We start from the raw sequence: 22,096 nt of genomic DNA, 5'->3' as shown, positions 1-22,096 counted from the left end.
AAATTCCCCCCGATCAGTAGTGGTAGGTGACCTGCACCTGCACCGTGCGCGGGATGTTGGCATAGCCGCGCTGGTCGCCCAGCACGCCCCCGTCGGTCCCGGTGCCCCGGCCGGTGCCCGGCGCATCCAGCGCGCCGGAGATGACGAACTGGTTGGTCAGGTTCTTGCCGATGACCGCCAGATCCCAGCCCGCCTTCGAACTGAGCGTCAGCGACGCGTCGAGGTTCACGTACTTGGGCTGCGTCGCGATCGGGTTGTTGAACGGCGATGCATTGTAGCTGCTGGAATAGCGGGCATCGGCCGAGAGCGTCAGCGACATGTCGGGGCTGAGGTCTGCCTCGTAGCTGGTGCCCAGCGCCGCCGTCCAGCGCGGCGCGTTGGCCGTCGGCTTGCCGCTCAGATCCTGCACGAAGAGGCCGCCGTAAGGGCTGCTCGCGGTGGGATTGCAGCCCTGCAGGCGGGTCTGGCCGGTGACGCACGGTGCGATGAAGTCCACGTAGCGCGCCTTGTTGTAGTTCAGCGCGCCGCGCATCGTCAGGCCCGGAAGCGCATGCGGCGCCCACTCGGTCGAAATTTCGATGCCCTTGGTGCGCGCCGAACCCGCGTTCGTGGTGATGTAGCGGAACGTCTGCGCCTCGAAGAAATCGACCTGCAGGTTGGTATATTCATACGTGTAGAGCGCCACATCGAAGCGCAGCTGGTTGTTGAACAGCGTGGTCTTCACGCCGCCCTCGAAGCCCTTGGCCTTCTCCGGCTCGAAGTCGAGATCGGCGGGGATCGACGCGTTGGTATAGGAACTCTGGTTTGAGAAGCCGCCCGACTTGTAGCCGGTCTTGAAGCCGCCATAGATGTTGACGCCCGGCACCGGCTTGTACGACGCGGTGATTTCCGGGCTCCAGTTGGTGAAGGTCTGGTTCTTGTAGATCGGGTCGTTCAGGCGGTTGATCTGGCCGGGGCGATTGACCGGGTGGACGAAGAAACTGTCCTTGGTCTCATGCGTGTAACGGATACCCGACGAGAGTTCGACCTCGGGCACGACCTTCCAGGTGACTTGCGCGAAGGGAGAGATCGTCTCACCCTTGGTGTAGGAATCCTTGCCGAAGGCGACGTATTCCCATTCCGGCCGCTGGGTGCTGACGCGCGTGTTGCCCGAATAGACGTACTGGTCGGACTGCAGTTTGGTCTTCTGGTACAGTACGCCCAGCATCATGTTGACCGGGCCGTCGTAGTTGGTCTGCGCGCGCAGTTCCTCCGAGAACGCCCACCACTTCTCACGCGAGCCGACGTAGATCTGCACGGCGCGCTGCTGGTAGTCGCTGTCGGTCAGCCAGCGGTTGTTCTGGTTCTGGTAGTTCGTGGCCGACGTCAGCGTCACATCGCCCAGGTTCCATTCCAGATTGTTGGTCGCCTGCCAGGAGCGGTACTTCGTGTAGAGTTCGCCATCTGCGCGCGCGAAGGGGAAGTTCGCGGCGATCTCGGTCGGCATCTGGTTGTGGTAGTATTTCCAGTCCCGCTTGCAGGGCACGCCGGGTTGCAGCGTGCTGAACCCGGTGGCGCAGGAGAACACGATGTTGTTCCAGGCGCCGTCGTTGGTGGTCGTCTCGTTGGCGGACACCTTGAAAGTGTTGGTGATGGTGTCGGTCGGCTCCCACTTGAGCGTGAGGCGGCCGACCAGTTCCTTCTCCTTCGGACCGCGGCGGTCGCCCGGAGGCGCAATCAGGTTCTGTACCGGGCCGCCGGCCTGGTCGGTGACGGTGAAGGGCTGCGCCGTGGCGTAATTGCGCGAATAGCCCCCATACATCTTCGATGCCCGCAGCGCCACGCGCAGCCCGAGCGTTTCGGTGAGCGGCGTGGAGATCATCTGCTCGATATAGGGCCGCTTCGCCCGGAACTCGTAGCCCACGCGGGTCGAGCCCTCGAAGCTGGAGCCGGGATCTGCGGTGGTGATCGAAATCACGCCCGCCGTCGCGTTCTTGCCGAAGAACAGCGCCTGCGGGCCTTTCAGCACCTCGATCCGCGACAGGTCGAAGAAGCCTTCGTTGAGGATGCGGCCGCTGGCGTAATAGATGCCGTCGACGATGATCGCGGTGGAGGATTCGATGCCCAACGCGCTCGCCGGGGTGCCGATGCCGCGCAGCGAGATCTGCGCGCCCGAACCCGTCGTCGCGCGGCCTACCGTGAGGTTCGGCGTCGTCGCGGCGATGCGCTCGATGTTGGAGATGTCCTGACGGGCGATCTGCGCGGGCGAATAGGCGGTCACCGCGACGGGAATGTCCTGCAGCGATTCCGAACGCTTGCGCGCGGTGACGACGATTTCCTCGAGGCCGCCCGCAGCCGCCTGAGGGGCGGCGTCCTGAGCCATCGCGGGGCTGGCGAGGCCGATCGCGGAAGCCGACGCCATGAGCCCGGCTAGCAGGCAGGCGCGATGAAAGTTCGGTAGGTCCTTCATTCTCTTCTCCCCGTTCATCTCTTCGCTGCGAAGGATGACTTATTTAGAAAATCGAAGGCATGACCACAGCCCCCGGACATGCCGGAGTGCGCGGTGGAGCCAGTCTTCATCCCGCTCCCTGGAGCACCCGGCGATTCGTCGCCGTGGTGATCCAACCTCTTTTCTGCCCGGCTTTATGCGCAGGATGATCCGCCGTGACAATAAAAAAGTCGATCATGATTGCTTTTTTATGACGCACGCGAGCCCGCAACCCCGCCAAACCTGCGGGTTTCAGCGATAGGCCGCATTCAAAGTGCGGTCAGATAGCAACAATTGAGCTAGACTTATTACCCGTCGCTCGCCATGCTTCGGGTCATCGGCCGCGAGCGTGACCGCCTTCGTGCGGAGGCGCTGAGGCCCAACGACAATCATGGATGGAGAGGCGCCCGATGCCGGTCATGGCTGAGAGGATTTCCGTTGTGTCGCCCGTCGCGGGAGTGAAGCGGCGATGAGTGAGGCTCTCGATTACGACGTCATCGTCATCGGCACCGGGGCGGCGGGTCTCAGCGCCGCGGCGCTTGCAGCACAAGGCGGTGCCAGTGTCCTCATGGTCGAGGCGGCCGACCGCACCGGCGGGTCGAGCGCCTTGTCCGGCGGCGTGTTCTACGCGGCGGGCACATCGCTCCAGCGCGAGGCCGGGCTGGAGGATGACACGGCCGAGGCGATGTTCCACTATTACATGACGCTCAACCAGTACAAGCTGGAGCCCGCGCTCGTGCGCACGCTTTGCGAACGCTCGGCCGAGGCGTTCGAGTGGCTGCGCGGGCTCGGCATCGGGTTCACGGTGGACAACCTCTATGCATCGGGAGTCGACAAGGTCCGGCGCGGCCACCGTGCCACCGACGGCGGTGCAGGCATCGTCGAGGGCCTCGAAGGCTTCCTGTCCGGCAGGAACATCGATACCGTCCTCGATACCCGCGTCGAGACCCTGCTGGTCGAGAACGGCCGGGTCTGCGGCATCGTCGCCGACGGCGCGCCGGTGCGCAGCGCCGCAACGGTGATCGCCACCGGCGGCTTCGGCGCCAATCCCGAGATGCTGGCGCAACTCTATCCCGATGCCTCGCGTTACGGCGACCTCCACTGGTATATCGGCGCCCCTACCTGCCGGGGCGATGGCCTCGGCCTTGCCGCGCAAGTGGAGGGGCAGTTGAGCAAGGCCAATCGCGGCCTGCTCCTGATCACTCCGGGCTTCGTCAAGGACCTCGAAAGCTACCTCCCCGGCTGGCTGATGATGGTGAACCGCGACGGGCGCCGGTTCATCGACGAAACGATAGAATATTCGGTCCTCGCCGCCGTCCTCGACGAACAGCCGGGACGGGACTGCTTCGCGGTGTTCGACGAGGCATCGCGCCTCGCCTCGAAGACCACCAAATACCGGCCTGCCCCCAACTGGACGGCGGACCGGCTGCTGGACCATGTGGAGGCCGGAACGCTGATCAGCGCACCGACGCTGGAGGACCTTGCCGGGAAACTCGGCGTGCCCGCCGCCCGTCTTGCGACGACGGCAGAGCGCTACAATTCGCTGGTACAGATAGGGAACGACGAGGACTACTTCAAGCCCTCGGCGATGCTGCGGCCGGTCGCGCAAGGGCCGTTCTACGCCGCGCATATCCGCCCGGCCGTGATCTGCTGGACGGGCACCGGCATCCGTATCGACACCGAAGCCCGCGTGCTCGGCGCCGACGATCGCCCGGTGCCGGGCCTCTACGCCGCCGGGGAGACGACCGGCGGCATGTTCGGCCAATGCTACGCGGCGGGCGGCGCCTCGATCGGCAACGCGGTCGTCTTCGGCCGCATCGCCGGCGCCAACGCCGCGAAAGAGAAGGTGAACGCATGACCATGGGAGACAGGACCGTCGACGTCCTCATCGCCGGGACCGGCGCGGCGGGTCTCACCGCCGCCGTCACCGCGCGGCGCGCCGGGCTGGACGTGCTGGTGGTGGAGAAGGAAGCCGTCTTCGGCGGCACCACCGCGACCTCCGGCGGCGTGCTGTGGGTGCCCGGCAACCACCACTCCCCGGCCATGCAGCGCGCCACCGGCCAGAGCGACGACATCGAGAGCGCCCGCGCCTATCTGGTCGAGGAAACCGGCAACTACATCGAGCCCGACCGGGTCGAGGCCTACCTCGACACCGCGCCGCGCATGGTGCGCTTTCTGGAAGAAAACAGCCACGTCCGGTTCTACGGGATGGACTATCCCGACTATCACTCGGAGAGCGCGCATAGCTCCATCGTCCGCTCGATCGGCACCGTCGATTACGAGGCGCGCGAACTCGGGCCGCACCTGAAGACCCTCAAGCAGCAGTTGCCGCAGACGCTGTTCCTGGGTTTCGCCGTGGGCTCGGGCGTGGAAATGATCCAGTTCATGAAGGCGGGGCGCTCGGTCAAGGCGCTGGGCTTCGTCGCGAAGAAGCTGGCCCGGCACTTCGCCGACGTGCTGCGCTATGGCGAGGGGCAGCAGGTGGTGCGCGGGCGGGCGCTGGTGGCGCGGCTGGCGCGCACGCTGTTCGACCTCGATGTGCCGATCTGGCTCTCCTCCCCCGTCGCCGGGCTGACCCACGAGGACGGGCGCGTCACCGGGGCCGAGATCGACACCCCGCAGGGCCGCGTGCGGATCACCGCGCGCCGGGGCGTCGTCCTCGCCTGCGGGGGCTATCCCAACGACCCGGAGCGCCGCGCCGCCACCTTCCCGGCACCTGCGAACAACCGCGAGCAGCGCAACCCCACCAACCCCGGCAACACCGGCGACGGCATCCGCCTGGCCGAAAGCGTCGGCGGCGTCTTCAACGGCAATGTCGCCCATGCCGCGCCGTGGATGCCGGTCTCGGTCCTGCCGGGATCGACGGACTTCACCGGCGTCTGGCCGCACCTGATCGACCGGCAGAAGCCCGGCTTCATCGCCGTGCGCCCGGATGGCCGCCGCTTCGGCGACGAGTCCAGCGCCTACCACGACCTCGTCCCCCAAATGACCCGGGCGAGCGAGGGCGACGCCAGCGCATGGTGCTGGCTGATCGGCGACGCGGCGGCGGTGAAGAAATGGGGCATCGGCATGGTCCGCCCCTTCCCCATTCCCCACGGCGAGCATGTGCGCAGCGGCTACCTCAAGCGCGCCGCGACGCTGCAGGAACTCGCCGCCCAGTGCGGCATCGACGCCGCCGCGCTGGAACGCACGGTCGCGACCTTCAACGCCAATGCCGAGGCCGGAGTGGACCCCGAGTTCGGACGCGGCGGGCGGGTCTACGACGTCTATCAGGGCGACCCGGAGCACCGGCCCAACACCTGCCTCGGCCCGCTGACCAAGGGGCCGTACTACGCCATCCGCATGGAGGCCGGGATCATCGGCACGTTCGCGGGGCTCAAGACCGACCGCCACGCCCGCGTCCTCGACGGCGAAGGTGCGCCAGTGCAGGGCCTCTACGCAGTGGGCAACGACCAAGCCAACGTCTTCGCCGGAGCCTATCCGGGCGCGGGGGCGACGATCGGCCCTGCCATGACCTTCGCCTATATCGCGGGCAGACACCTTGCGGGGCAGGCGGCGTAAATGGAGGAGTTCGACTTCATCGTCAGCGGCGCGGGCTCGGCGGGCTGCGTCGTCGCGGCGCGGCTCAGCGAGAACGGGCGTTACTCGGTGCTGCTGCTGGAGGCCGGGCCGGATGACAAGGCGTTCTGGATCAGGCCGCCGATGGGTTACCCGATGCTGTTCGCCGATCCCAAGGTCAACTGGATGTTCGAGAGCGAGCCCGAGGCCGAACTCGGCGGCCGCCGCATGTACCAGCCTCGCGGCAAGGTGCTGGGCGGGACCAGTTCGATCAACGGCATGCTCTATATCCGGGGCAACGCGCGCGACTACGACGACTGGCGCCAGCGCGGATGCGAGGGTTGGAGCTTCGCCGACGTCCTGCCCTACTTCCGCAAGGCCGAGGACCAGCAGCGCGGACCCAATGCCTATCACGGCGTCGGCGGACCGCTGACGGTGTCCGACCAGCCGGGCCGCTCCGAGATCGCCGTCGCCATCGTCGAGGCGGCGCAGGAAGCGGGCATTCCCTACAACCCGGACTTCAACGGCGCGGAGCAGGAAGGCACCGGCTTCTTCCAGACCACCACCCGCAACAACCGGCGCTGGAATACCTCGCAGGCGTACCTCACCCCGGCGCGGGGGCGGGCCAACCTGAAGATCGAGACCGGCGCCCATGCTACCCGGGTGCTCGTCGAAGGGGGCCGCGCCACCGGGATCGAGTACCGCACCAAAGCGGGCCTGGTCACCGCGAAGGCGCGGCGCGAGGTGGTGGTCTGCGGCGGCGCCTTCGGGTCGCCGCAGCTTCTGCAGCTTTCCGGCATCGGCCCCGCCGCGCACTTACGCGAAAGCGGCATCGCGCCGGTGCTCGACCTGCCGGGCGTCGGCGCCAACCTGATGGACCACTTCTACATCTCGCTGATGTTCCGCTGCACCCGGCCGATCACCATCAACGAACTGGCCAACAGCCCGCTGCGCAAGCTGAAGGCGGGGATCGACTACGTCCTGTTCAACAAGGGGCCGCTCGCCAGCAACGGCATCTATGCGGGCATCTTCACCCGCACCGACGAGCGGCAGGACCGGCCCAACCTGCAGGTCAACACCAACATCTGGACCGTCCAGAGCCGCACGGCGGCGGGCATGAAGGCCCACCCCTTCCCCGGCTTCACGATGAGCCCGGTCCACCTCAACCCGCGCGCCAGCGGCACGGTGCGGCTGCGCGGGCCGGACCCGCTGGCCGACCCGGTGATCCGCCAAAACTTCCTGACCGACCGCATCGACGTGGACGCGATGATTGCGGCGGTGAAGGTGGTGCGCGGCGTGGCCGCCCAGCCCGCGCTCGCGCCCTACAATGCTGGCGAGATATCGCCCGGCGCGGATGCCCGCAGCGACGCGGAGATCGAGGCTTACGTGCGCGCCGCCGCCATCGCCAACCTGCACCCGGTCGGTTCGTGCCGGATGGGTGTCAGCGCCGACGCGGTGGTCGATCCGCGCCTGCGCGTCCACGGCATCGCCGGGCTTCGCGTCGCCGACGCCTCGATCATGCCGAGCCTGCCGTCCGGCAACACCAACGCCCCCTCGATCATGATCGGCGAGAAGTGCGCCGACATGATCCTGGAAGACGCCCGATAAAAGAGGAGAGAGACATGCCGACACTGGAACAGCGCATCGCCCGGCTGGAAGCGGAATCGCAGATCCGCCAGCTCGTCGCCCGCTACTGCTTCACCATCGACGACCGCGACATCGACGGCATCCGCGCCCTCTTCGCGCCCGATGCGGTGCTGAAATCGGCGGACGGGGTGATGAACGCCACCGGCGTCGATGCGATCATGACGCAGTACGACGGGCGCTTCGACGTGCTGGGGCCGGGGCACCACTTCATGCACGACGTCCAGATCGACTTCGTCGGCGACGGTTCGGAGGCGGCGACCGGCCGCGTTATCGGCCATGCGGAACTGTGGCGCGGCGGCAGGATGATGGTCACCGCCATCCGCTACGATGACAAGTACCGCAACACGGACGCAGGCTGGAAGTTCGCCGAGCGGACGATCGGGTTCCTCTACTACGTGCCGATCGAGGAGTATCCCGGCATCCTCTCCACGCCCTTGCGCAACCACGCCTATCCCGAGCCCATGCCGGCGGATTTCCCCGAGCGCCTGCCGACGTGGATCGCCTATGAGAAATCACGCGGGAGGGGTTGATTCCTCCCCCCTGGGGGAGGGGGACCATGCGCAGCATGGTGGAGGGGCACAGGCGGTTTATGTGAGGCCGAGGGGAAGCGTCCTCGCGAGGGCGCCCCTCCACCACCCTGCGGGTGGTCCCCCTCCCCATGCCGGGGAGGAATTTGCACCCACCATTCGTCATTGCGAGCGCAGCGAAGCAATCCAGGGCGGTTTACGCGGCCCTGGAATGCTTCGCTGCGCTCGCAATGACGAACTTGGGGTTTGCAGATACGACAATACCCGCTGGCGAGTGCGGGCCATTACGCCGGGGAAAGTCAACGCATCCGAAGGTAACATCGGGTCGGCGTCGGGAGCGTCCAAGCTGGGACGCGGGGGTTTGTTTTCCACCTGCTCTGGCGAGCGACCGGGTAGCGGTGGTCAGCCCGGCTCGACCTGTATTCCATCGGAAAGTCCCATGTAGCCGTCGTTAGGGCTCGCAGCGTTATCGGCCGATGGTTGTCCGGCGGGGACATCCGGTGTCCTGACGTATATCTCAGGATCGGGCGGATGACACTTTCCGGGAACTCAGGGACAGTCCGGGTCTTCGAACTGACGCGTGGTTTGCACGATCGCGGCTTGAAACCGCATCCCGGCCCACGACGCCGACCCGATACACCTTTCCAGCGTGATCATCGCCGGATCGGATGCTGGGGCTTATAACCCATTTGGCGATAAATGTCAACCTGCCTCATCCGATCATCGCCTCCACTTCCTCGCGGATGATCTTGCCGCTGGCGCTGCGAGGGAAGGCTTCCATCGCGATGAAGCGTACCGCCTTGGGCCGCTTGTATCCGGCCAGCGCGTCGCGGCACATCTGCATCACCACCTGCTCGTCGAGCGAGGGATCGTTGCGCGCGATCACCGCCACCGGCACTTCACCCCATTGCGGGTCCGGCCTGCGCACGACGATGGCATCGTTGACCCGCGCATCGGCGAACAGCACGCGCTCGATCTCGGCCGGGTAGATGTTCTCGCCGCCCGACTTGATCAGGTACTTGGAGCGGCCGACGAAGTCGTAGCCCGAAGGCGTCCGGCGGAACAGGTCGCCCATGTGGAACCAGCCTCCGGCGAAGCACTCGGCATTGGTGGCCTCGGCGTTCCAGTAGCCGCTGAACAGCGTCGGCCCGCGCACGCAGGCCTCGCCGGTCGCGCCGTCGGGCACCTCGTTGCCGTCCGCACCCAGCAGGCGCAGGTCGCACAGCAGGCTCAGCCGCTTGGGGAAAGCCGAAGGCATCGTGCCGACGGGGATGAGATCGGCCGAAAGCGGCGGCATTCCCGTCTCGGTCGCACCGAAGGAGTTGAGGTAAGGCGCGCCCAGCGCCCGGGTGATCGCCGCGATCGTGGCGGAGGGGACGAGGTCCGCCATGCAGCCCGCCGCCTTGACCCCGCGCACCCTGGCATCCCTCGCCTCGAGCCGTTCGAGCAGCGGCTCGATCGTCGCGGGCACCAGCATCAGCCAGCCTATCGGAAATTCCTCAAGCGCATCGACCAGCGCATCGACGTCGAAACCGTCGATGATGATCCCGGTGCCCCCGCACATCAGCGTCGCCAGCAGGTGCTCGGTCCCGCCCATGTGGAACATCGGCGCCCACGAGACGTAGGCGTCAGTCATCGCCACGCCCATGTCGAGCCGCATGGCGCACATCCGCGCGACTTCGGCGCGGTGGCTGATCACGGCGGCCTTGGGCAGCCCCGTCGTGCCGCTGGTGTAGATGATGAGCAGGCCGTCTTCCGGTTCGGCCACGCTGGCGGTCTCTCCCGCCGCGCCGAGACGATCGATGGCGGCGAAGGGACGACCGTTCGCCACTTTCTCCCCGAGGACCTGATGGCGGGACGAGGCGACCAGCAGCGAGGGGTCCACCAGTTCGACGCAGTGGCGCATCTCGGCATCGGAGAGCCGCCAGTTGAGGCAGGCCGCGATCAGCCCCAGCTTCGCGCAGGCAAGCTGGACGGCGGTGTACTCGAAGCGGTTTTCCGACAGGATCGCCACGCGCTGCCCGCGCACGAGCCCGCGCGTGGCGAAATCGGCGGCCACCGCATCGACGCAGGCAAGCACCTCGGCATAGCCGAGGCGCATCCCGCCCTGCACGATCGCCAGCGCCTGGGGGGTCGCCCGCGCGCGCATGGCGACAAGGTCATAGACGCTGGCTGCGAAAGCCTTCTCCATCATCGCTGTCTCTCCCGTCCGTTTCTATTCTTGCCCTGAGCACGACGTTGTCCGGTGCGACCACGAGTTCCGCGTCGCAGGTGTCCTGGTCCCAGGTCCCGCGCGCCAGCACGCCGTCGCCCGCCAGTACGTTGCCCAGCAGCGCCGCCTCGATCGAGCATATCTCCCGGTCGGGCCGCGCTTCCATCACCATGTTGAGCAGATAGGCGAGGTTCGTCGGCCCCGGATTGACCGTGCGCGGGCCGAAGCCCAGCGCCTCGGCCGCGGCGGGGTCAACGTGGATCGCATTGTCGTCGCCCAGCGCCTCGCACCACAGCGCCATCGCCTCGGCGGGCACGGCGCCAAGTTCCCACGCGCTCATGCGGGTGCCTGCACGGCCGGTCCGGGCGCGGGCATGATCGTGGTGAGGCTGACTCGCGCGTGCGGCCGCCCGGCGGCGCTGACCGTCATGCCCAGGGTCAGGTGGTCGGCCGCGCCGAACCTGCGGCTTGCCTTGCGCTCCAGCGAGACCACGCGGGCGGCCACGTCGTACCCGGTATCAACCGTCAGCGGCGCGTCGTAGTCGATCCGGCAGCGACCCAGCACCGCCCCCTCGTCGAACGCGAGGCCGAGCGCACGGCACACGTCGCCCACCCGCGCACCCATGCCGCCCAGCGCCGCGACGAAGGCGAAGACGGGGTGCGCTTCCTTGGCCCGGCGCTGCGGCGCGGCGCAGGACCGCCGGATCGCATCGTCGAGCCCGGCAGACAGCAGGAAGCGCCCCGGCGGTATCGCGAAATGGTCCATGCCTCTCCCGGAATGGCTGCTTGGTAAGTCCGCGCCCACGTGTTGCATGTCGCGCGATTGGGCGTAAAGCTGACCTCGGGCTTCGCCGGAGTCAACCGCAATCGAGGCCAGTAATGAGGATGGTTCAATTATTATGGCGAACCCGGTGAAGACCACGGAGGCCGAACCCCTCGCTTGGCGGCGTCGCAAGGACTACCGCCCGCAGGAAATCCTCGCCGCCGCGCGCCGGCTGATCGAGGAGGAAGGCACCACGGCCACCTCGATGGCGCGGATCGCCAAGCTGGCGGGCGTGTCCGAGGCTACCGTCTACAAATACTACGACAGCAAGCAGGAACTGGTGAACCAGGTGCTGGTCGACTGGGCGACGCCTTTCGTCGAGCGCCTGATCGCAGAACTGCGGCACATCACCGACCTGCGTTCGCAGCTGACGCTGATCGCCGCGCGCTTCATGCGCTCGATCGAGGAGACGCCGCGCTTCCACCGTGTGTTCTACCAGGAACTGCGCTGGGCGGACTATCGCGGGTCGGCGCTGCACAAGCTCAACCACGTCTTCGCGCATAGCGTGGTCGAGGCGGTGCAGCAGGCGCAGCACGAGGGCAAAGTCCGCGCCGACGTCGATCCGGTGATGATCCGCGACATGATGTTCGGCGGGCTGGAGCACGTCGCCATGCGCACCAGCTTCATCGGCCGCCCGCTCGACATCGACGCGGAGGCGAAGCGGTATGTCGACGTGCTGCTCTGCGGCGTGCTGTCCGAGCCGGGCGAACCGCGCGGACCGTCGGAAACGGAGCGGCTGTCGGCGCTGATCGACCGGATGGAAGCGGCGCTGAAAGACCCGTCGCCCCGGACCTGATCCGGGACCGCTGGCCGTCTTTAGGAAACGGTCGCCGGCAAGGCGCCCCGATGCGAGGTGGGCTGTTCACGGCCAGCGGTCCCGGATCAAGTCCGGGATGACGAAATGCGCGCAACTGACGTCCGTATAATTATAAAAGACGTTCATGAATGTCTTTTTTTATCGACCGGATTGCGCTACCGATCAGGTTGGCGAGGCCGGAACCCACCGGCCCGCACGGCGTGGGAGAGCGCGATCCAGTGAGACGACCCGGCGCGGACGAACCGACGATGCAGGCGCTCAAGAGCGCCCAGACCCGCGCGCGGCTGATCGACGCGACGATCCGGGTGCTCGTCCGCAGCGGCTATTCGCGCACCACGACGCCGCAGGTGGCGATCGAGGCCGGGCTGTCACGCGGCGCGATGCTGCACCACTTCGACAACGGCGTATCGCTCATCAAGGCGACCATCATGCACCTGCACGAGCGCCGCCTGCGCGCCTTCCGCCGCGCGGCGGAGCGCAGTGCGCTGGATCACGGAGCGATGGTGCGCACGTACTGGAAGCAGATCCAGAAGCCCGCCTTCATCGCCTTCCACGAACTGGCGGTGGCGGCACGTACCAGTCCCGACCTCGCCGCCGTGCTGATGCCGCTGCAGGTGGAGTTCCGCGAGCGGTTCAACCAACTCGCCGTCCAGCTCTATCCCGAATGGCAGGCAAGCCCGGAGAAGTTCGCGCTGGCCATGGCGATCTCGCAGGCGACGATGGAAGGCATGGCGATCAACCTGCTGACGGGCGCCATGGACGCCGGGCTGGTGGAGCCGGTGCTCGAAGCGCTCGAAACCCAGCTCCACGCCCTCAGGCCGCAGGATCAGGCGGCATGAGCGAGACCCCAGCGAATGCCCCGCCGCAGCAGTTCGTGGAACACCGGGTAATTCCACGCGCAGCGCTGCGGATGGGGCCAGAACGGGCTTACCGGCAGCAGGTCGTAGTGACCCCGGCAATGGCCGAGCGTCAGGTAGAGGATCGCACCCTCGCCGACCTTGCGCTCGTAGAGCACGGGCACTTCCGCCTCGTCCCAGTCGGCATCGCGGAACTCGTCGCAGCGGCCGGTGAAGCTGGTGTGCAGCAGCACGTCGATCTCGGCGGTGCGGTGCGTCAGGTAAAGCTCGTCCTCGACCCGGAAGTCGCGCAGCCCTTGCGTCATCTCGTGATCGCCCTGGGTGACGAAGACCTTGAACGGCGCGATCGGCGGATGGCCGGCGAAACGCGTGCCGAGCAGGCCGGTGAAGGTGGGCACCTCGTCCGGGGTATCGACCACGCCGTCCGCGCCGAAGCGCAGCACCGCGTTGGTCCCGTGCAGCGCCAGCCAGCGCCCGCCGCGCGCCAGGAACGCCTCCAGCGCGGCGACTTCCTCGCCGCGCGTCGGCACCAGATCGCAGGTGTAGGTGATCAGCAGGTCCGCCGCCGCAAGGCTCGCCAGATCGGCGTAGTCGGAGGCCACGGAGGCGCGGATGCGCGGGGTTTCCGCCAGCAGTTTGAGCAATTCGAGGCGGGCATAATCGATGTCGTGGAACTTCCCCGCGGCGATCAGGTGGACCTTCATTCCGGCAAACTCCCCTCACGTGTGTGCGTGTATGCGCCCGAGCGTAAGGCTCGCCACGCCTGCGTCCAAGCATCGAAATTCAGGCCGCAGCGCGGTCGCTTCATCATCGGAGAATACGAATGAGCGGTAAGGGCAAAGGCCCCCTCGCAGGTGTCAGGGTGCTCGATCTCACCAGCGTGCTGATGGGGCCTTATGCGACGCAGATCTTCGCCGATCTGGGCGCGGACGTGATCAAGGTGGAGAGCCCCTCGGGCGACACCACACGCTTCATCCCGCCGGGGCCGGACGCCTCGCGCGGGGCGATGTTCCTCAACGTCAATCGCGGCAAGCGCTCGATCGTGCTCGACCTCAAGCAGGGCGAGGCGCGCGCCGCGCTGCTGAAGATGGCGGAAAGCGCCGACGTGTTCATCCACTCGATGCGTTCCAGCGCGATCGGGCGGCTCGGGCTGGACTATGCGGCGCTGAAGGCCGTGAACCCGAAGATCATCTACGCCAACCTCTACGGATTCGCGCGGAGCGGCCCGTACCGCGACTATCCCGCCTACGACGACATCGTGCAGGCCGCCTCGGGCATCGTCGACCTGCAGGCGCGCCTCTCGGGCGGCGAGCCGACTTATGCCGCGACGGTGATCGCCGACAAGGTGGCGGGCCTCACCGGCGCCTACTCGGTGATCGCAGCGCTCTATGCGCGCGAGAAGACCGGGATCGGGCAGGAGATCGAGGTCCCGATGTTCGAGACGCTGGTGTCCTTCGCCATGGTCGAGCATTTGTGCGGCTCGCTCTTCGTGCCGCCCCAGGGGCCGCCCGAATACCCCCGCGCCACCTCGGAAGCGCGGCGCCCCTACCGCACGGCGGACGGCTACATCGGCGTGATGATCTACAACGACAAGCACTGGCGCGCCTTCTTCGATGCGCTGGGCAACCCGGAGTGGTCGCAGGACGCCATGTTCGCCTCGATGCGATCGCGCACGCAGAACATCGGCACCGTGCTGGCGAAGGTGGCCGAAGTGATCGAGACGCGAACGACCGAGGAATGGGTGGAGCTGTTCCGTCAGGCCCACATCCCCGCCACCGCGATCAAGAGCCTGACCGACCTGCTCGACGATCCGCATCTGGTCGAAACCGGCTTCTGGCAGGAGCGCGAGACACCGGAAGGCACCCTGCGCTTTCCCGGCATCCCGACGACCTTCTCCGAAACCCCCGGCGCCATCGGCGATCCCGGCCCGGCGCTGGGCGGCGAGAGCCTCGACGTCCTGCGCGAAGCGGGTTTCTCGGCCGAGGAGATCGCCGATCTCCAAGCGCGCGGCGCGGTGAGGACAGCGGCATGAGCCCCGAAACCCATTGGCGCACGGCGCTGGCGGAAGGTTGCCTGTTGCTCCAGCGCGCGCCGGACGGCAGCGCGGTGTTCCCCCCGCGCCTCGCCGCACCGGGCAGCGGCAGGCCGCTCGAATGGTTCGAGGCATCCGGGCGCGGCCGGGTCTACACGCTCTCGTGGATCAACCGGAAGCCGCCCGCCGAGCCCTATCACGTCGCGCTGATAGACCTCGACGAAGGCGCGCGGCTGATGAGCCGGGTGGAGGGCGTGACGCCCGAAACGCTGGCCATCGGGATGCGGGTGGAAGCCTTCGTCGACCACGACGGGGATACACCGCTGCTGCTGTTTCGGCCGGTGGAGGACTGACGATGACCGACACCTTCCCTCGCGCCCGCACCGCCATCGCGGGCCTCGCCACCTTCGGCATCGGCGAGACGCCTGGATACAGTTCGATGGAACTGACCGCGCAGGCCGCCCTCCTCGCCGTCGCCGATGCCGGGCTGACGCTGGCTGACGTCGATGCGCTGTTCATCTGCCAGCCCGATGACTTCTTCGCAGGGCTCTCCTTCGCCGAATACCTCGGCCTGCAGCCGCGCTATACCGACAACAACCGTACCGGCGGCTCGGCCTTCATGAGCCACATGGCAGTGGCGGCGATGATGCTGGAGGCGGGCTATATCGACTGCGCGCTGATTGCCTACGGCTCCAACCAGCGCAGCAACGGCGGCAAGCTGGCGACGAAGATCACCAATAATCAGTGGGATGCGCCTTACGCGCCCATATTTCCGCTGACCGGCTATGCGCTGGCGGCAGCGCGTCACATGCACGAATACGGCACCACCCGCGAAGACCTCGCCGCCGTTGCGCTGGCCGCAAGGGCCTGGGCGCAGACCAATCCCGAGGCTTTCGCCAAAGGCCCGTTGTCGCTGGAGGAGTGCCTTGCCGCCCGCATGATCAGCACCCCGATCTCGGTGCGCGACTGCTGCCTCGTCACCGACGGCGCCGCGGCGATCGTGATGACCCGCACGTCCCGCGCCCGCGATCTTGCGAAACCGGCCGTGCCGCTGCTGGGCGCGGCTGCTGCGACGTGGTGGAACTCGATCGCGCAGGCCAAGGACGTGACCGTTACCGCCGCCAGGGAGTCCGGCGCGCGGGCGATGGCGATGGCGGGAGTCTCTCCCTCCGACATCCGCACCGCGCAGCTCTACGACGCGTTCACGATCAACACGATCCTGTTCCTCGAGGACCTCGGTTTCTGCCCCAAGGGCGAAGGCGGCCGCTTCGTGAGCAGCGGCGCCATCGCACCGGGCGGCAGTCTGCCGGTGAACACCAACGGCGGCGGCCTCTCGTGCTGCCACCCGGGGATGTACGGCCTCTTCGCGGTGATCGAGGCCGCCCGCCAGATCCGGGGAGAGGCGGCGAACCAGCTTTCCAGCGTGGACGTGGCGCTGGCGCACGGCAACGGCGGCACCCTGTCGAGTCAGGCGACGGTGGTGCTGGGGAGTGTGGCTACTTTGTAAGTCGGAATGCGCCGTCGTCCCGGACTTGATCCGGGACCGCTGGCCGTGAACAGCCCACCTCGCGTCAGGACGTCTCACGGCCAGCATTCGCCTCAAGAATTGCCAGCGGTCCCGGATCAAGTCCGGGACGACGGTTCACTGCAGCGCCAGCACCCGCCGATAGCCCTTGAGCGCGCGGCCCACGAAGAACGCCGAAACCCCCGCCGCAACCGCGCACGTCACCGAAAGCGAAAGCCCGACGCTGCGCTCGTCGGCGAAGACATGGTCGGTCAGCAGCGCCACGATCGTCGGCGCGGCGCCGAGCCCCATGACACTCGCCACGAAGACGTAGACCGACGAGGAAATCCCCCGCATCCGGTTCGGCGTCGCCATCTGCAGGCCCGAAGACGCCAGCGCCTGCGGGAGCGAATAGGTGAAGCTCGCCAGGGTCGCCACCACCATCGCGAATTCGTAGCTGGGCGCGAAGGCCAGCGCCAGCGAGATCGGGATCAGCGCCAGCGCGGCGAAGAAAGGCACCCGCATCAGCGCGTCATGGTGGCCCCGCCGCCGCAGCCAGTCGGCAACCATCGGCCCTGCCAGCACGCCGATCGAACCGGTGACGAGCACTGCCACGCCGTACTGCACGCCCACCGTGGCCGCACTCGCCCCGAAACGGCGCATCAGCATCGCCGGCATCCACGCCGGGAAGGCGTACAGCACGATCACCAGCGAGGCCATGCCGGCATAGAAATTGCCGTAGAAGTCCCGGCGATCGGTAAAGGTGCGCCAAACTTGCGCAAACGGCATCTGCGCCGAATCCCGAGGCGCCAGCTTGCGCACGGGCTCGCGAATGCGAAGCATCATCAGCGCGATCAGGACGCCGGGGATACCCGCGACGAGGAACACGACCTGCCACGGGCGCAGCGCTCCCAGATAGGGCACCGCGCTCAGATCCCAGCCCTGCGCCGCCTCCAGCAGCAGCCCACCGAAGATCAGCGCCAGCCCGCCGCCGATGTAGGGTCCCATCAGGAAGATGCTGAATGCGCGCGGGATCATCCTCGTGGGAAAGCTGTCGGCGATGATCGACCATGCGGCGGGCGTGACGCTCGCCTCGGCACCGCCCACCGCCGCACGGGCGAAAAACAACTGCCAGTACCCGCGCGCGAGGCCACAGAGGCCGGTGCCCAGACTCCATAATATCGAGCCGCCGATCAGGATGCGCTTGCGACTGCCGGTGTCGGCCAGCCTGCCGAACAGCGGGCTGAACAGGATATAAGCGCCGGTGAACGCCACCCCCTGCAACAGACTGAGGCGCGTGTCGGACAGCCCGAAGTCTGCCTTCAGCGGCACCACCAGCAGGTTCAGCACCTGACGGTCCACGAAGCTGGCGGTATAGGTCAGGGTCAGCACGAAGATCAGGTACCACGCCGCCGCAGTGGGCGCGGACTCGGTATCTGCCGGGAGCGGCGTCGCCTGCTCTTCCGGCTCGGCAAAAGCGACAGCCGCCCCGCTCACACCCCCGCTCATGACCGAATCCAATCTTCGATCATCGGCCGGATGGGCTCGCCCACCAGTTCCAGCACCGGGCCGTCACCACGCGCCATGTAGGCCATCTGGCCGTAGCGATGCTTGGGAGACGCGCCCGCTGCGATGACCCGCCAGCCTTCGGCCAGCAACGCTTCCACTTCCGAGCCGACGTCGTCCACCCAGGCGCCGACATGGGCGGCGGAAACGGCACGCAGCGCCTCGTAAGCGCCGCCGGGGACCATCTGGATCAGTTCGACGTGGATCGGCCCCTGCCGCGAATACGTGACGGTTAGATGTGCTTCGGACCAACCGAGATCAGGCAGCCATACGCGAATAGGATCGAATTTTCGAATTGGTGCCCATTCGACACCAAGTCCATTTCTCAATTTATCCATGGATTGATGAATATCTTCGACTATCAATCCATGATGATGGAGCTTTTCAAAAGCTTTCAATTTATCCTCATCCCATATTATCGATCAGCTTATACGCTGTCGTGATTCGAGAAACGGTTCTCGCCATCCGAAGACGGCAGATAACTTCGGGAGAATAGCACAATGACTGGCCTGATCGTGGAACGCCGTGGCGCCGTGTGCCTGCTGACGATCGACCGCGAGGATGCGCGTAACGCGCTCGACGCGGCCACATCCCACGCGATGGACGAAGCAATCTCGGCCGCGGAAGCCGATCCGGCTGTGGGGGCGATGATCGTGACGGGCGCCGGCAACCGCGCCTTCTGCGCCGGCATGGACCTGAAGGAAGCGGAGCGCATCGGCGCCGGGCATGGCCTGATCCCGGGCCGGGGTTTCGGCGGCATCACCGAACGCCGCCGTTCCAAGCCCCTCATCGCCGCGATCAACGGCACGGCGGTGGCCGGCGGGTTCGAGATCATGATGGCCTGCGACATGGTCTTCGCCGCCGAACACGCACTGATGGGCGTGAGCGAGGTGAAGCGCGGCCTCTTCGCCTTCGCCGGCGGCATCCAGCGTCTCGCCGCGCAGGTCCCCCGCGCCACGGCACTGGCTATGATCATGACCGGCGAACTGCTGCCGGCGCGGCGGCTCTACGAACTGGGCGTCGTCACCGAAGTGGTTCCCGGCGACGGCCTGCTGAGCCGCGCGCTGGAAGTTACGCAGGCCATGCTGGCGAACAGCTGGCAGGCGATCAACAACGGGCGTGAACTCTACGAACTCTCCACCGGGATGGATACCGCGCAGGCGCTGGCAGTCGGTAACGCCTGGGGCAAGGCGACCCTCGCCAGCGCCGACAGCCGCGAAGGCATCGCCGCTTACGCGCAGAAACGTGTCGCGGACTTCGGTCAGGGCTGAAGCGCCCGATTGTCGAGATGGCAAAATTACAATCACTGTTGACTGTTTTATCGTGCGGGAGGTAGGATCGCAAGCATCACATCGACAGAATCAAACATTCATGTCTGTTTTTGATTCGGTCAGGCCGACCCGGCGACAGTCACAGTTCAGGGCGTCGCGGTTCAAGGCAAGGGAGAGAAGGCCGATGCTCGATCTGGTCACAGATCAAACCCCCGAGAACGATTTCGCGCGCATGGACTACGAGCGGGATCGCAAGGGGCCGCCCGAGGGGTTTCCCAAACTCCCCGACATTCCCGGCACTCGCTACACCGACGCCGAATTCCTCCGCCTCGAAAAGGAGATGATGTGGGACCGGGCGTGGCTTTACGCCGGCCACACTGATCAGGTGCCCAATCCCGGCTCCTGGTTCCTGACCCGCAATTCGGGCGTGCCGATAATCGTCGCGCGCAACCTGACAGGTGAGGTCAAGGCGTTCTACAACACTTGCCAGCATCGCGGTGCCCCCCTCGTCACCGAGGAAGCGGGTGAAGGGCGCGGCTTTGTGTGCGGCTATCATGGCTGGAGCTACACGCTCGACGGCAAGCTGACGGCGGTGCGCGACAAGCGCGACTTCGTCGATCTCGACATGTCATGTCGTTCTCTGGTGCAGGTACGTTGCGAGCTGTTGGGGTCGCTGATCTTCATCAACCGCGATCCCGATGCACAGCCGTTGATGGAGCACATCGGCCCGATGGCAGAACAGCTCGAACAGTTCGAGCTTGAAAAGCTTCGCCTCGTCGACAGCCGCAGCTACGAAGTTGACTGCAATGCCAAGGTCTTGCTCGACGCTTTTCTTGAGGTTTATCACCTCAAGTCGATCCATATCAACACCGTGGACCGCTTCCTCGATCACCGCGCGATGATCGTCACGCTCTGGCCGGGCGGTCACAGCCGCATGGCGACGCCGAACCGCCGTCCGGACTGGGTAGATCCCGGCACCGTAGGCATGCCCGAGATCGCATCGATCACGGAATTCCCGGCGAAGAACAACGTCAGCTACCAGATCTATCCCAACTTCATAATGCCGCCCGCGCCCACAGGCATCCCGATCCTGCAGTTCTGGCCGATCGGGACCAGGCGCACCCGCGTCGTCTCCAGTTGGCTCGCGCCCGACCACGATCCCGAGAATCCGCACCCGCTCTGGCCCACGCGCCTGAACAACTGGGAGCGCATTCTTTACGAGGACCTGCAGTACGCGCCCCAGATCCAGGAATCGCTTGAAAGTCCGGGTTTCAAGGGCATGCCGCTCAACTATCAGGAGCGCCGCATCTATCACTGGCACGAGGAACTGGACCGCCGCATCGGCCTCAACCAGGTGCCGGAGCACGCGCGGGTCGAGCAGGTTCTGGGCGACTGGGTACAGCGCGACTGACTTTGCCCCGCCCCACACGGGACGAGAACACAAGATAACGGGAGAACACGCATGGCCGATCTGGCTGGAAAGATCGCCGTCGTCGCCGGCGCGGCGAACCGGGACAACATGGCGCAGGTCATCGCACGCCGCCTTGCCGCCGATGGCGCAACCGTAATCGTCGCGGGCCGCAGGGCGGAAGAACTCGAACGCCTCGCTGCAGAGATCGGCGGGCTGGCAGTTACCGGATGTGACCTTACCGACGAGGCCAGCCTTGCCCGGCTGGGCGACACCGCCAAGGCCACCTACGGCGGGGTCGACATTGCCGTGAACGCCACCGGCTGGGGCCTGCTCAAGCCCTTCCTCGACACCACGAAGGCCGAGATCGAGCAGATGACGGCGCTGCAGTTCACCGGCGCGATCCTGTTCTACCAGGCCATGTTGCGGATCATGCGCGACGGCGGATCGCTGATCCAGATTTCGTCCGCCACGGCATCGATCATGCTGGAGGACCACGCCGCCTACATGGGCACCAAGGCCGGCGCCGACCACGTGATCCGCTGCGTCGCCAACGAATTCGGCCATCGCGGCATCCGCGCCAACTCGATCGCGCCTGGCTTCACGGTCACGCCAATGACCGAGAAAGCATCGAAAAACAATGCAATAATCGATACATTTACGAAAGAGTATCCGCTCGGCCGCGTCGGCACGAGCGAGGACATCGCCGAGGCCGTTTCGTGGCTCGCAGGGGATGCCTGCTTCATGAGCGGGCAGGTCCTGCAAGTGAACGGCGGCCTCACCCTGCGTCGCAATCCCACCAACGCCGAGATCGTCTCCGCCGTGAAAGCCGCCAAATCCGCAGTGGGTCAGGCGGCATGATCCGGGGCGTCCACCATCTCGCCATATCGACCCCGGACCTCGAACGGTTCGTCGATCACTACCAGCGCTGGTTCGGCTTCGAACGCGCCGGCAAGGAAGGCGGCTGGCAGCCCGGCAACGACCGCATAGACACGATGGTCGGCTTGAAAGACAGCAGCGCCCGCTACGAGATGATCCGGCTGGGTAATCTGCATATCGAGGTCTTCGAGTATGCCAGCAACGACCCGGAAGTAGTCCACCCCCGCATGTGCGACCGGGGCATCACGCACTTGTGCCTCTATTGCGACGATGTCTTCGCCGAATACGAACGTCTTCTCGGCCTGGGCATGAAGTTCAACTGCCCGCCCGGCGGCTCTGCGGCGACGCGGGCGACGTATGGCCGGGACTGCGACGGAAACGTCGTGGAACTCCTTCAGATCGTCGATCCGGACTGCGGGTTCGCCTTCGATAAGCTGGCCGTGGCATGATCGCTGCGTCATCCCGGACTTGCTCCGGGGCCGTAGGCGGTCTTTAGGTCAGTGCTGACGGCTGGGGCTTCGACAAGCTC

Annotated in this window: 20 protein-coding genes; 13 read left to right on the top strand and 7 right to left on the bottom strand. The window is 66.4% G+C overall.

What is annotated here, in order from left to right; genetic code table 11:
- Nucleotides 1-13 precede the first annotated feature (13 nt).
- Nucleotides 14-2,449, bottom strand: coding sequence for a TonB-dependent receptor (locus QRN25_RS03590; protein WP_285017489.1), 2,436 nt, complete (start codon nt 2,447-2,449; stop codon nt 14-16).
- Nucleotides 2,450-2,936: 487 nt separating this feature from the next.
- On the opposite strand from QRN25_RS03590, the gene QRN25_RS03585 reads away from it, so the two are divergent.
- From QRN25_RS03585 to QRN25_RS03570, 4 genes are read left to right on the top strand one after another with little or no spacing between them, the layout of a single operon-like run.
- Nucleotides 2,937-4,325: an FAD-dependent oxidoreductase gene (locus QRN25_RS03585; protein WP_285017488.1), complete on the top strand. Its 1,389-nt coding sequence runs from the start codon at nt 2,937-2,939 to the stop codon at nt 4,323-4,325.
- Complete coding sequence (locus QRN25_RS03580; protein WP_285017487.1) at nt 4,322-6,028, top strand: FAD-dependent oxidoreductase; 1,707 nt, start codon at nt 4,322-4,324, stop codon at nt 6,026-6,028. The genes QRN25_RS03585 and QRN25_RS03580 overlap by 4 nt, the downstream gene beginning before the upstream one ends.
- On the top strand, nt 6,029-7,633 hold the full coding sequence (locus tag QRN25_RS03575) for a GMC family oxidoreductase (protein ID WP_285017486.1): 1,605 nt from the start codon (nt 6,029-6,031) through the stop codon (nt 7,631-7,633).
- A gap of 14 nt (nt 7,634-7,647) precedes the next feature.
- Complete coding sequence (locus QRN25_RS03570; RefSeq protein ID WP_285017485.1) at nt 7,648-8,202, top strand: nuclear transport factor 2 family protein; 555 nt, start codon at nt 7,648-7,650, stop codon at nt 8,200-8,202.
- Nucleotides 8,203-8,911: 709 nt separating this feature from the next.
- Here QRN25_RS03570 and QRN25_RS03565 read toward each other — a convergent pair.
- The 3 genes from QRN25_RS03565 to QRN25_RS03555 are packed head-to-tail and all read right to left on the bottom strand — an operon-like array spanning nt 8,912 to nt 11,176.
- Nucleotides 8,912-10,393 (bottom strand): class I adenylate-forming enzyme family protein, encoded by a 1,482-nt coding sequence (locus QRN25_RS03565; protein WP_285017484.1) that lies wholly within the window; start codon nt 10,391-10,393, stop codon nt 8,912-8,914.
- Nucleotides 10,359-10,751 carry a hotdog family protein gene (locus QRN25_RS03560; RefSeq protein ID WP_051586885.1) on the bottom strand — a complete coding sequence of 131 codons (393 nt, stop codon included), beginning with the start codon at nt 10,749-10,751 and terminating at the stop codon, nt 10,359-10,361. The genes QRN25_RS03565 and QRN25_RS03560 overlap by 35 nt, the downstream gene beginning before the upstream one ends.
- Nucleotides 10,748-11,176 (bottom strand): hypothetical protein, encoded by a 429-nt coding sequence (locus QRN25_RS03555; protein ID WP_008829114.1) that lies wholly within the window; start codon nt 11,174-11,176, stop codon nt 10,748-10,750. The genes QRN25_RS03560 and QRN25_RS03555 overlap by 4 nt, the downstream gene beginning before the upstream one ends.
- Before the next feature lie 145 nt (nt 11,177-11,321).
- Between QRN25_RS03555 and QRN25_RS03550 the strand changes: the two genes are divergently transcribed.
- Both QRN25_RS03550 and QRN25_RS03545 read left to right on the top strand, forming a co-directional pair.
- Complete coding sequence (locus tag QRN25_RS03550; protein WP_285017483.1) at nt 11,322-12,029, top strand: TetR/AcrR family transcriptional regulator; 708 nt, start codon at nt 11,322-11,324, stop codon at nt 12,027-12,029.
- 239 nt (nt 12,030-12,268) lie between these two features.
- Nucleotides 12,269-12,889 (top strand): TetR/AcrR family transcriptional regulator, encoded by a 621-nt coding sequence (locus tag QRN25_RS03545; protein ID WP_236727367.1) that lies wholly within the window; start codon nt 12,269-12,271, stop codon nt 12,887-12,889.
- Here the strand turns inward: QRN25_RS03545 and QRN25_RS03540 are convergent.
- A complete protein-coding gene (locus tag QRN25_RS03540) occupies nt 12,877-13,611 on the bottom strand; it encodes a ThuA domain-containing protein (RefSeq protein WP_285017482.1) in 735 nt (244 codons plus the stop codon). The two genes, QRN25_RS03545 and QRN25_RS03540, sit on opposite strands and share 13 nt — an antisense overlap.
- A 119-nt stretch (nt 13,612-13,730) precedes the next feature.
- Here QRN25_RS03540 and QRN25_RS03535 point away from each other — a divergent pair, with 119 nt between their 5' ends.
- Genes QRN25_RS03535 through QRN25_RS03525 form a run of 3 tightly spaced genes read left to right on the top strand, consistent with a single transcriptional unit; the run spans nt 13,731 to nt 16,446 of the window.
- Entirely contained in the window at nt 13,731-14,939 is a 1,209-nt protein-coding gene (locus QRN25_RS03535) for a CaiB/BaiF CoA transferase family protein (RefSeq protein ID WP_211151705.1), read from the top strand.
- A complete protein-coding gene (locus tag QRN25_RS03530; RefSeq protein ID WP_285017481.1) occupies nt 14,936-15,292 on the top strand; it encodes a Zn-ribbon domain-containing OB-fold protein in 357 nt (118 codons plus the stop codon). The genes QRN25_RS03535 and QRN25_RS03530 overlap by 4 nt, the downstream gene beginning before the upstream one ends.
- Before the next feature lie 2 nt (nt 15,293-15,294).
- Nucleotides 15,295-16,446, top strand: a complete 1,152-nt coding sequence (locus tag QRN25_RS03525; RefSeq protein ID WP_285017480.1) for an acetyl-CoA acetyltransferase — start codon at nt 15,295-15,297, stop codon at nt 16,444-16,446.
- A gap of 135 nt (nt 16,447-16,581) precedes the next feature.
- Here QRN25_RS03525 and QRN25_RS03520 read toward each other — a convergent pair whose 3' ends face one another.
- Together QRN25_RS03520 and QRN25_RS03515 are read right to left on the bottom strand one after the other, a co-directional pair.
- On the bottom strand, nt 16,582-17,952 hold the full coding sequence (locus QRN25_RS03520) for a spinster family MFS transporter (RefSeq protein ID WP_285017479.1): 1,371 nt from the start codon (nt 17,950-17,952) through the stop codon (nt 16,582-16,584).
- A complete protein-coding gene (locus tag QRN25_RS03515) occupies nt 17,949-18,407 on the bottom strand; it encodes a VOC family protein (protein ID WP_285017478.1) in 459 nt (152 codons plus the stop codon). Before QRN25_RS03515 ends, QRN25_RS03520 begins: the two co-directional genes overlap by 4 nt.
- A 102-nt stretch (nt 18,408-18,509) precedes the next feature.
- On the opposite strand from QRN25_RS03515, the gene QRN25_RS03510 reads away from it, so the two are divergent.
- From QRN25_RS03510 to QRN25_RS03495, 4 genes are all read left to right on the top strand, one after another.
- Nucleotides 18,510-19,280, top strand: a complete 771-nt coding sequence (locus QRN25_RS03510; RefSeq protein ID WP_285017477.1) for an enoyl-CoA hydratase/isomerase family protein — start codon at nt 18,510-18,512, stop codon at nt 19,278-19,280.
- Nucleotides 19,281-19,464: 184 nt separating this feature from the next.
- On the top strand, nt 19,465-20,691 hold the full coding sequence (locus QRN25_RS03505) for an aromatic ring-hydroxylating oxygenase subunit alpha (protein WP_285017476.1): 1,227 nt from the start codon (nt 19,465-19,467) through the stop codon (nt 20,689-20,691).
- Nucleotides 20,692-20,742: 51 nt separating this feature from the next.
- Nucleotides 20,743-21,549 carry an SDR family oxidoreductase gene (locus QRN25_RS03500; RefSeq protein WP_285017475.1) on the top strand — a complete coding sequence of 269 codons (807 nt, stop codon included), beginning with the start codon at nt 20,743-20,745 and terminating at the stop codon, nt 21,547-21,549.
- A complete protein-coding gene (locus QRN25_RS03495; protein WP_271182922.1) occupies nt 21,546-22,016 on the top strand; it encodes a VOC family protein in 471 nt (156 codons plus the stop codon). Before QRN25_RS03500 ends, QRN25_RS03495 begins: the two co-directional genes overlap by 4 nt.
- The last annotated feature ends 80 nt before the right edge of the window (nt 22,017-22,096 follow it).

The organism is Novosphingobium sp. fls2-241-R2A-195 (assembly GCF_030209485.1).
Classification (GTDB): Bacteria; Pseudomonadota; Alphaproteobacteria; order Sphingomonadales; family Sphingomonadaceae; genus Novosphingobium; species Novosphingobium resinovorum.
This window is presented reverse-complemented; position numbering and strand designations above follow the sequence as displayed.